The organism is Mycobacterium sp. (genome assembly GCF_050701675.1).
GTDB lineage: Bacteria > Actinomycetota > Actinomycetes > Mycobacteriales > Mycobacteriaceae > Mycobacterium.
Genome location: NZ_JBOGDD010000008.1, coordinates 1 through 8,334, shown reverse-complemented (window position 1 = coordinate 8,334; position 8,334 = coordinate 1). Strand labels below are relative to the sequence as shown.

Sequence of the window (8,334 nt, the reverse complement as noted above, 5' to 3'; positions counted from 1 at the left end):
GCCCGCAGGAGTCCGACCATGCCCTCGGAATTCGGTTCGGGCGCTTGATCTCCCGAGCCATTGCGCTTGTTGCGGACGAACTCCGCAAGCCTGGCCACGACCTGGGTGAGCTCTTGACCGGAGTCGTCGGTGATGACCGCCAGCGAATTCGACATGTGTTGGGCGAGCCAGGGATTGGCGCGGAACTGCACGCGGTGGGTGACCTCGTGCAGGCAGACCCACAGCCGGAAGTCGGCGGGCGACACCCGCAGCTGACGCTCGACGGCGATCACGTTCGGGTACACCAGCAGCAGCTCACCGCCACCTGAGGCGAAGGGGTCGTACTGGCCGAGGATTCCCGACGAGACGAAGGCGAGGACCGCACCCGTCTGTGCTCCGGTGACGCGGCGCGTGATGCCGCCACCCTTGGTCTCCGATGCCGTCGCGGTGCCGTCGTCGCCTCCCCCGGTCATCACCCGCATGGATTCGGTTGCGGCGCGTACCCATTCAGACCGGTCGACGATCCGCGCCTCCGTGACGGCGGCACCCTCGTTGAGACGAGTGACGTCGCGGACGGGACCCTCCGCCGCGCGGGCGAATTCGGAGAGCTGATCCATGGCCTGGCGCCTGGTGTACTCGGTGGCGGGCGGCGCTGGTCTGACGAGCTTGGCGCCGATGGTGGCGGCGAAGTTCCAGTCGACCGCGCGGCCGACGTTGCCCGCCGAGGACGCGCTCACGAGCCGCACCCGCAGGATCGCAGGGCGGCGGCCACCGCGTCGATGGCGGTGCGGCCGGTCGGGCCCGCGTCGTTCGAGATCAGTGAGAACGTGAGGACCCTGCCGCCCTCGTCGGTGACGAAACCCGCCAGCGCATTGGTGCCGGTGAGCGATCCCGTCTTCGCCCTGAGCAGGCCTATCGCCGCCCGGCCCGCGTCGGTGTCGAGGAAGCGGTCGGAAAGCGTGCCGCTGCCGCCTGCGATGGGCAGCAGGTCGACGAGCGGCCGCAGTTGGGGGTTGGCACTTCCCGCGGCCGCGTTGACCACCCCGTCGAGGGTTTCGGCGGTGAGCCGGTCGTCGACGGACAGGCCGCTCGAGTCCACCAGCGTCGCTCCGCCCGTGTCGACGCCCGCCTTGGAGAGCTGGCCGAGCACTCCCGCAACGCCGCCGTCGAAGCTCTGCGGCTTGCCGACGGAGGCCGCCACTTCACGGCCGATGGACTCGGCCATCACGTTGTCGGACTCACTCATCATCTGTCGTAGCCGTTCGATCAGAGGGGGCGACTGCACTCCTGCGATCCGCTCACCCGTGACGGGGGTGGACCGCACGGTGACCGTCGCCGGGTTCACGCCGAGCGCAACCGCGAGCGCGCGGCCCGCGTCGAGCGCCGGGGTCCTGGAACGCGCGGAGTCGACGCTGACGGGCTGCGTGCGGCCGCCGTCGAGCATCACCGCTTCCATCGGGGCGATGTCGCCGCCGTCGATGTCGACGGGATCCCAGCCAGGGGCCAGCGTCGGTCCGCTGAAGGCGCTGGCGTCGACCTGGACGGCCTTCGGCACGACGCCGGACTGGCGGACCTGGTCGGCGAGGTCGCTGATCCGTGCCGCGCCGCGGTACCAGGTGTCGACGCCCTTGGCGGCGGCCGACAGCGTCGGGTCCCCGCCTCCCTTGAGCACGACCAGACCCGGCGACGCGCTCTGGTCAGGGGCGATCACCGTCGTCGTCAGGCGCGCGTCGCGGTCGAGGGTGTACAGGGCCGCCGCGGTGGTCAAGACCTTGTTCGTCGATGCGGGCTGCATCGGCACTCCCGCGCCCCGCGCCCACAGTTCCTTGCCGGTGACCGCATCGGTGACGCGACCGGTGAGCGCGCCGAGGTCGGGGTTGGCCACCAACGGCGCCAGCGTCGCCGACAGGCCTGCCGCCGTTGGCACCGGAGCCGAGTCCGCCAGCGGAGCCACACCGGGTTTAGCCGTGACGAGCGCCGGTTGCGGCGTCACTGCCAGGGGTTCGGTGGCCGAGCTGCGATTGGAGGTCGCCACCGCGCCGACGGCGACCACGGCCGCCACCAGCAGCAGGACCACCACGCCGACCCACACGTGGGTGGATCGACGCCACCGCGTGGGACTCGTGACTCCGATGGTCGCTCTCCTGATCAAGGGGGCTCCCGCGCAGAGCCTCAAGGTGAACGGTACCGCTCGTCTACAGTGAACCGGCGTCGTCACCCGACGACCCCAGAACGCTTAGCAGAGACGAAGGAGCCGCGGCGGTGGAGTTCGACGTCGTCATCGAGATCCCGAAGGGGTCGCGCAACAAGTACGAGGTGGACCACGAGACCGGCCGGGTGAAACTCGACCGCTACCTCTACACGGCGTTCGGCTACCCGGCCGACTACGGATTCTTCGAGAACACCCTCGGCGAGGACGGCGATCCGCTGGACGCGCTGGTGTTGCTGCCCGAGTCCGTCTTCCCTGGGGCGATCGTCGAGGCCAGGCCCGTCGCGATGTTCAGGATGACCGACGAGGCCGGCGGCGACGACAAGCTGCTGTGCGTGCCCGCAGGCGATCCCCGGTGGGAGCACATCCAGGACCTGGCCGACGTGCCGTCGTTCGAGCTCGAGGCGATCAAGCACTTCTTCGTGCACTACAAGGACCTCGAGCCGGGCAAGTTCGTCAAGGCCGCGGACTGGGTCGGCCGCGAAGAGGCCGAGGCCGAGTTGCAGCGTTCGGTGGAGCGTTTCAAGGCCAACGGCCACTAGCCGGCACTGATTTAGCACTGTCGTAACACTGGGTAACGCGCTCGTGCCTTCGGGCTTCCATTCTGTGGGTGTGCTGCTGCATCAAGGGATCGGGCTCGGGGCGTTCAACGCGTTCCCCGAGCGCAAGGCGATGCACGCGCTCTACGAATGCTGCAACAGCATGACGATGGCCCGCCACCTCGCGCACGGCCGTGCCTACCTCGACCACGATGCCCTCTTCCGTCGTGCCGATGCCCTGTTGTTCGCCCTGCCGGACTCGGCGATCGACCAGATTCTCGACGCCTGCCCGCACGTCGGTCGTCGGCCGCGCAGCGCGAAGTCCCAAGCCGAGCAGTGCTCCGTGTGGGACGACGACGCCGAGGTGATGGCCGAGCTCGGCTCCTCTGCCCGCACCTATGCGGCGACCTTCGGGTTCGGTTTCGTGATGTACGTCGATGAGCGCTTGCGCGCAGAGCATGACCTCGGCGGGGTGAGCGCACGCACCGTGCTCGGGACCGTCGCCGATCGCATGCACAACGACATCGAGACCGAGCGCAAGGTGGTCCGCAATGAGCTGGCCAAGATCAACCGCTCGCGCCTGGAGCGCATGCTGGGTCCCGAGGGCGGCTACCACAACTGGTGATGGGTTCCGTCTCGCTTAAGCTCATCTGAGTGAGCACACCGCCGGAGAAGAACCGCGCACATTCGCACTTCCTGTCACTCCCAGATCTGGCGGCGCGGTCCGCGGGCGGCGCGGTGCTCTGGGCCAACGACGATCTGTTCGCCGAGAAGGAGAACCTGATCAAGCCGGGCTCCGCCGAGTTCCGGCCTGCCACCTTCGGCCACAAGGGTCAGGTCTATGACGGCTGGGAGACGCGGCGGCGCCGAGGCCTTACGCCCGATTCGTCCGACTCTGCGATCGTGCGGCTCGCGGTGCCGGGGATCGTGCGTGGCGTGGTCGTCGACACCGCCTGGTTCACCGGTAACTACCCGCCGCAGATCTCCGTCGAGGCCGCCTACGTACCGGGGTATCCGTCGACCGAGGACCTCGTCGCCAAGACCGAGTGGACCACGCTGGTGGAGCGCACCGACGTGAACGGTGATACCCGCAACCCCTTCGAGGTCGAGTCGTCGCGACGCTGGTCGCACGTGCGGTTGTCGATCTACCCGGATGGCGGGGTGGCCCGGTTCCGGGTGCACGGCGAGGGTCTGCTGAACCCGGACTTCGCCGATGGCGTCACGCTCGACCTGGCGGCGCTGGAGAACGGCGGACGAATCACCGCCTGCTCCAACATGTTCTACGGCTCACCGAACAATCTGCTGCTGCCGGGAACGGCAAGGACCATGGGCGACGGCTGGGAGACCTCACGCCGACGCGACAGCGGAAACGACTGGGTGCAGGTGCATTTGGCGAGCCGCGGGACGCTCAACGCCGCCGAATTCGACACGTCGTACTTCGTCGGCAACGCCCCAGGGGTCGGCCGCCTGTCCGGCCGCGACGGTGACGGCGACTGGTTCGAGATGCTGGCGCCCACCGATCTGCTGCCCGACACCAGACATCGCTTCCTGATCTCCGACGACCGGCCGATCACCGATGCCAGGCTCGACATCCACCCCGACGGCGGGATGGCGCGCCTGAGGTTGTTCGGCAGCCTCACCTCCGACGGGCTGCAGCACATCCGGGACGCGTGGGACGTCAGCGCCCGATAGTGCGGCGCCTCGCGGTGTGGAGGGTTTGCACCCGGCGTCGAATTCGCCCAACTGACCACCAGGCGCCAGGAGTCCGACGCATCATGATCAGATGAACGACTCGATTCACGGTCACTGCGACGCCCGTTTCGACAAGGTCGCAGATGCGCTCGGGCAGGCCATCGCCGACGGCGAGGAGATCGGCGCCGCCATCGCCATCGACATCGACGGTGAGACCGTCGTCGACATCTGGGGCGGGCACGCCGACGCTGCGAAGACCCAACCGTGGACGGCGGACACCATCGTCAACGTGTGGTCGTCGACCAAGACGGTGACCGCGCTGGCCGGGCTGATGCTGATCGACCGCGGTCTCATCGGAGAGGACACCAAGGTCGTCGACGTCTGGCCGGAGTTCGGCGCGAAGGGCAAGGAGCAGATCGAGTTTCGCCACTTTCTGTCCCACACGTCGGGCGTCTCCGGGTGGGAGCAACCCGTCACGATCGAGGACACGTACGACTGGGAGAAGTCGACGGCCGCACTCGCGGCCCAGGCTCCATGGTGGGAGCCTGGCACCGCATCGGGCTATCACGCGCTGACCCATGGCCACCTCATCGGCGAGGTGGTGCGCCGCGTCACCGGCAAGACGCTCAAGCAGTTCGTCGCCGAGGACATCGCTGGGCCGCTCGGTGCCGACTTCCAGATCGGTGCCGCACCCGCGGACTCGCCGCGCATCGCCGAGATCATCCCCGCCGCAGACCCGATGGAGGGCGTCCCTCCGATGGAGCAGTGGACCGAGCAGATGCTGAAGACGTTCACCGGCCCCGGTCCCGACCCCTCAGTGGCCAACACCGACGCGTGGCGGGCCGCCGACATCGGGGCGGTGAACGGTCACACCAACGCACGGGCGCTGGCGCGGATATTGTCGGCGATCTCGTTGGGCGGCACGGTAGACGGCGTGCAGCTCCTGCGTCCCGAGACCATCGAGAAGATCTTCGACGTGCAGTGCCACGGACCGGACCTGGTGCTCGACATGCACCCGATCAAGTGGGGTCTCGGCTTCGGCCTGCCCCTGCTCGAGTCGATTCCCTACATCCCCGACGAGAGGATCTGCTTCTGGGGTGGCTGGGGCGGCTCCTGGGAGACGATGAACCCCGACCGCCGCATGACCACGGCCTACGTGATGAACAAGATGGGCCCCGGCATCGAAGGCTCGGAGCGCACGGCCCGTTATACGACGCTGATCTACGACGCCGTGTCCTGATCGGCCCCGGTGGCCAATCCTGCGAGGTGGCGCCCGATGGGCAGTGCGGCGGTCGCCGCGGGCGACGGGGAGTTCAGGACGTGGATCATCCTGTCGGTGCGCTCGACGACGAAGTCGTGCACCAGGGTGCCGTCCCTGCGCACCGCCTGGGCCCGGATGCCCGCTTCGCGTGGCAACAGGTCATCCCTGGTCAATCCCGGTGCGTACTTGCGGCATTCGCGTAGATAGCTCCGCTTCGACAGCGAGTTCCCGATCTCCTTGAGACCGAGGCGCACGTTCGCCCTCGCCACGTGCCAGAGTCCCGGGAACGCGACCATCCTGGCGACGTCGCGAGGGTCGAAGGAGAACTTCGGGTAGCCCTCGCGGGCCAGGCCGAGAATCGCGCTCGGCCCGACGGTGATCTCACCGTCGATGGTGGGGCTCAGGTGGACGCCGAGGAACGGCAGCTCGGGGTCGGGCACGGGGTAGATCAGCCTATGCACGAAACCCGACCGTGCACTTGGCAACTGGAAGTACTCGCCACGGAAGGGGATGATCTGGACGTCGATGGGGACTCCTGCCATCTCGGCGAGCCGGTCCGATTGCAGGCCACCGCAGACCACCAGCCGGTCGCAGGTGATGGTCGCTGACTCGGTCGAAACCGTCACTCCCGCCGAGGTTTCGGCGATCGCGACCACCCTCTGATTCGTTCGCACCTGACCGCCTGCGCCGACGATGAGGTCGACCAGCTTCTCCGACACCAGCCGGTAGTCGACGATGCCCGTGCGCGGCAGATGCAGCGCCCCGAGTCCGGTCACGTTCGGCTCGAGCTCGGTGAGCTCGTCACGGTCGACCCGTCGGCAGGCGATGCCGTTGACGCCGGCGCGCTCCTCGAGGGCGGCCATCCGCCCCAACTCGGCCTCGGAGGTGGCGACGATCAACTTTCCACACTCGTCGAAGGCGATCCCGTGTCGAGCGCAGAACTCCTTCGTCGCCCGCTCACCCTCCTTGCTGAACCTCGCCTTCAAGCTGCCGGGCTGGTAGTAGATGCCCGAGTGAATGACGCCGCTGTTGTGGCCCGTCTGATGCGTGGCGACGTCACGCTCGCCCTCGAGGACGACGACGGCCGCGTCGGGCTCCGCGCGAAGCAGGTGGTGCGCCGTGGACAGGCCGACGATGCCTGCCCCGATCACGCAGTAGCGGTGATGACTCATCACCACGCACTGTACAAACCTGCGGCCACTATCTCGGAACGATGTTGCGAAGTGCCTCTCCGCGGGCCAACCTGCCGATGTTGGCGGCGATGTCGTCCGCCCGGCCGGTGAACGTGTCGGCGGTGACGCCGGAGGAATGCGGGGTCATCAGGAGGTTCGCCAACTCGCGGAACGGCAGATCACTTGGCGCGGACTGGCCATCGGGACCCGGGTAGATGTACCAGACGTCGATGGCAGCAGCACGGATTACACCGTCGTGGAGCGCTTCGTAGAGGGCGCGCTCGGCGACCAGCGGACCGCGTCCGACGTTGACGAGCACCCCGTTGGGTCCGAGGGCGCGCAGCTGCTCGGCCCCGATCATGCCCTCGGTGGCCGGGGTCAGTGGCGCGGACACCACGACGACGTCGGAATCGGCCATCAGTTCGTCGAGCCGTGAGGAGTCCCCTGCCCACCTCAGCCCGTGGGCCGCGGCGTCCACGGAACCGGACCCTGTCACCGCCGCGCCCTCGGAGCCCATGGCGCGGAACGACTCCCAGGCGCGTTGGCCGATGTGGCCAAACCCGACGAAGCCGATGCGGGTGTCCCGCAGTGTCGGCGGTTGGTCGATGGCGTCGTCGTACACGGCCGTCGCCCACACGCCACGTCGAAGCGCCCGGTCCTGCGCGAGAAAGTCGCGGCGCAGCATGATCGCCGCCGAGAGAACGTATTCGGCGATCGACCGCTCGTGGTGAAAGGTGTTGGCCACCACGGCGGTATCGGGCAACGCCGTGAAGTCCACCCGGTCGGTGCCCGCACCGACCACGTGCAAGAGACGGAGCTTCTCCGCTGCGTCTCCCATCTCGGCGGTGAACCGGCCTCCCACGTAGACGTCGGCGTCACGGAGTTCGTCGCGCAGGGTCTGGAGGTCCTGCCCGATGCGCCAGACGACGTCGACGCCCGGCGGCACGGCAGCCTCCAGTCGCTCACGGTGCGGGACGAGATTGGCGTCGGCGACGAGAACCTTCATGGCATCAGTTCCGTTGCAGTGCGGGTCGTTTACCGTCGAACGTCCAGCCGGGTATCAGGTACTGCATCGCCATCGCGTCGTCCCGCGCGCCGAGCCCCTCGGCCAGATACAGGGCGTGCGCGGCCGCGACGGCGTCCTCGTCGAGCTCGACGCCGAGTCCTGGGGCGTCCGGCACGTCGAGGTAGCCGTCGACGATCTCGTACGGTCGCTTGGTGATGCGCTGACCGTCCTGCCAGATCCAGTGCGTGTCGATCGCGGTGACCTCGCCGGGCGCCGCGGCGGCGACGTGGGTGAACATGGCCAGTGACACGTCGAAGTGGTTGTTGGAGTGCGAGCCCCAGGTGAGGCCCCACGCGTCGCAGAGCTGTGCGACGCGCACCGAACCCGCCATCGTCCAGAAGTGTGGGTCGGCCAGCGGAATGTCGACGGCGGCGGCCCGGATCGCGTGGCCGAGCTCGCGCCAGTCGGTGGCGATC

Annotated in this window: 9 protein-coding genes; 4 read left to right on the top strand and 5 right to left on the bottom strand. The window is 68.4% G+C overall.

Going from position 1 to position 8,334, the window contains the following annotated elements; translation table 11 throughout:
- Both ACRDUX_RS00195 and dacB read right to left on the bottom strand, forming a co-directional pair.
- On the bottom strand, positions 1-716 hold a 716-nt coding region (locus ACRDUX_RS00195; protein WP_526409860.1), incomplete at its 3' end, for an Rv3626c family coenzyme F420 biosynthesis-associated protein.
- A complete protein-coding gene (dacB, locus tag ACRDUX_RS00190) occupies positions 713-2,131 on the bottom strand; it encodes a D-alanyl-D-alanine carboxypeptidase/D-alanyl-D-alanine endopeptidase (protein WP_526409858.1) in 1,419 nt (472 codons plus the stop codon). The genes ACRDUX_RS00195 and dacB, both read right to left, overlap by 4 nt.
- A gap of 110 nt (positions 2,132-2,241) precedes the next feature.
- Between dacB and ACRDUX_RS00185 the strand changes: the two genes are divergently transcribed.
- From ACRDUX_RS00185 to ACRDUX_RS00170, 4 genes are all read left to right on the top strand, one after another.
- A complete protein-coding gene (locus ACRDUX_RS00185; RefSeq protein WP_526409856.1) occupies positions 2,242-2,730 on the top strand; it encodes an inorganic diphosphatase in 489 nt (162 codons plus the stop codon).
- Positions 2,731-2,800: 70 nt separating this feature from the next.
- The gene (locus ACRDUX_RS00180) at positions 2,801-3,352 is read left to right on the top strand and encodes a 2-oxo-4-hydroxy-4-carboxy-5-ureidoimidazoline decarboxylase (protein ID WP_526409854.1); all 552 of its coding nucleotides are present in this window, start codon (positions 2,801-2,803) and stop codon (positions 3,350-3,352) included.
- A gap of 29 nt (positions 3,353-3,381) precedes the next feature.
- Entirely contained in the window at positions 3,382-4,419 is a 1,038-nt protein-coding gene (alc, locus tag ACRDUX_RS00175) for an allantoicase (protein ID WP_526409852.1), read from the top strand.
- Between the two features lie 91 nt (positions 4,420-4,510).
- Positions 4,511-5,659, top strand: a complete 1,149-nt coding sequence (locus ACRDUX_RS00170) for a serine hydrolase domain-containing protein (protein WP_526409850.1) — start codon at positions 4,511-4,513, stop codon at positions 5,657-5,659.
- Here the strand turns inward: ACRDUX_RS00170 and lhgD are convergent.
- The 3 genes from lhgD to ACRDUX_RS00155 form a co-directional block, all read right to left on the bottom strand.
- Entirely contained in the window at positions 5,641-6,852 is a 1,212-nt protein-coding gene (lhgD, locus tag ACRDUX_RS00165; protein ID WP_526409848.1) for an L-2-hydroxyglutarate dehydrogenase, read from the bottom strand. The two genes, ACRDUX_RS00170 and lhgD, sit on opposite strands and share 19 nt — an antisense overlap.
- A gap of 28 nt (positions 6,853-6,880) precedes the next feature.
- Positions 6,881-7,858, bottom strand: a complete 978-nt coding sequence (locus tag ACRDUX_RS00160; RefSeq protein WP_526409846.1) for a 2-hydroxyacid dehydrogenase — start codon at positions 7,856-7,858, stop codon at positions 6,881-6,883.
- Between the two features lie 4 nt (positions 7,859-7,862).
- The coding region (locus ACRDUX_RS00155; protein ID WP_526409845.1) for an enolase C-terminal domain-like protein at positions 7,863-8,334 on the bottom strand (472 nt) is incomplete at its 5' end.

What these genes read in the sequence shown, in the direction of transcription:
- ACRDUX_RS00160 (WP_526409846.1), bottom strand. Translation starts at nt 7,858, where the DNA reads ATGAAGGTTCTCGTCGCCGACGCCAATCTCGTCCCGCACCGTGAGCGA.
- lhgD (WP_526409848.1), bottom strand. Translation starts at nt 6,852, where the DNA reads ATGAGTCATCACCGCTACTGCGTGATCGGGGCAGGCATCGTCGGCCTG.
- ACRDUX_RS00170 (WP_526409850.1), top strand. Translation starts at nt 4,511, where the DNA reads ATGAACGACTCGATTCACGGTCACTGCGACGCCCGTTTCGACAAGGTC.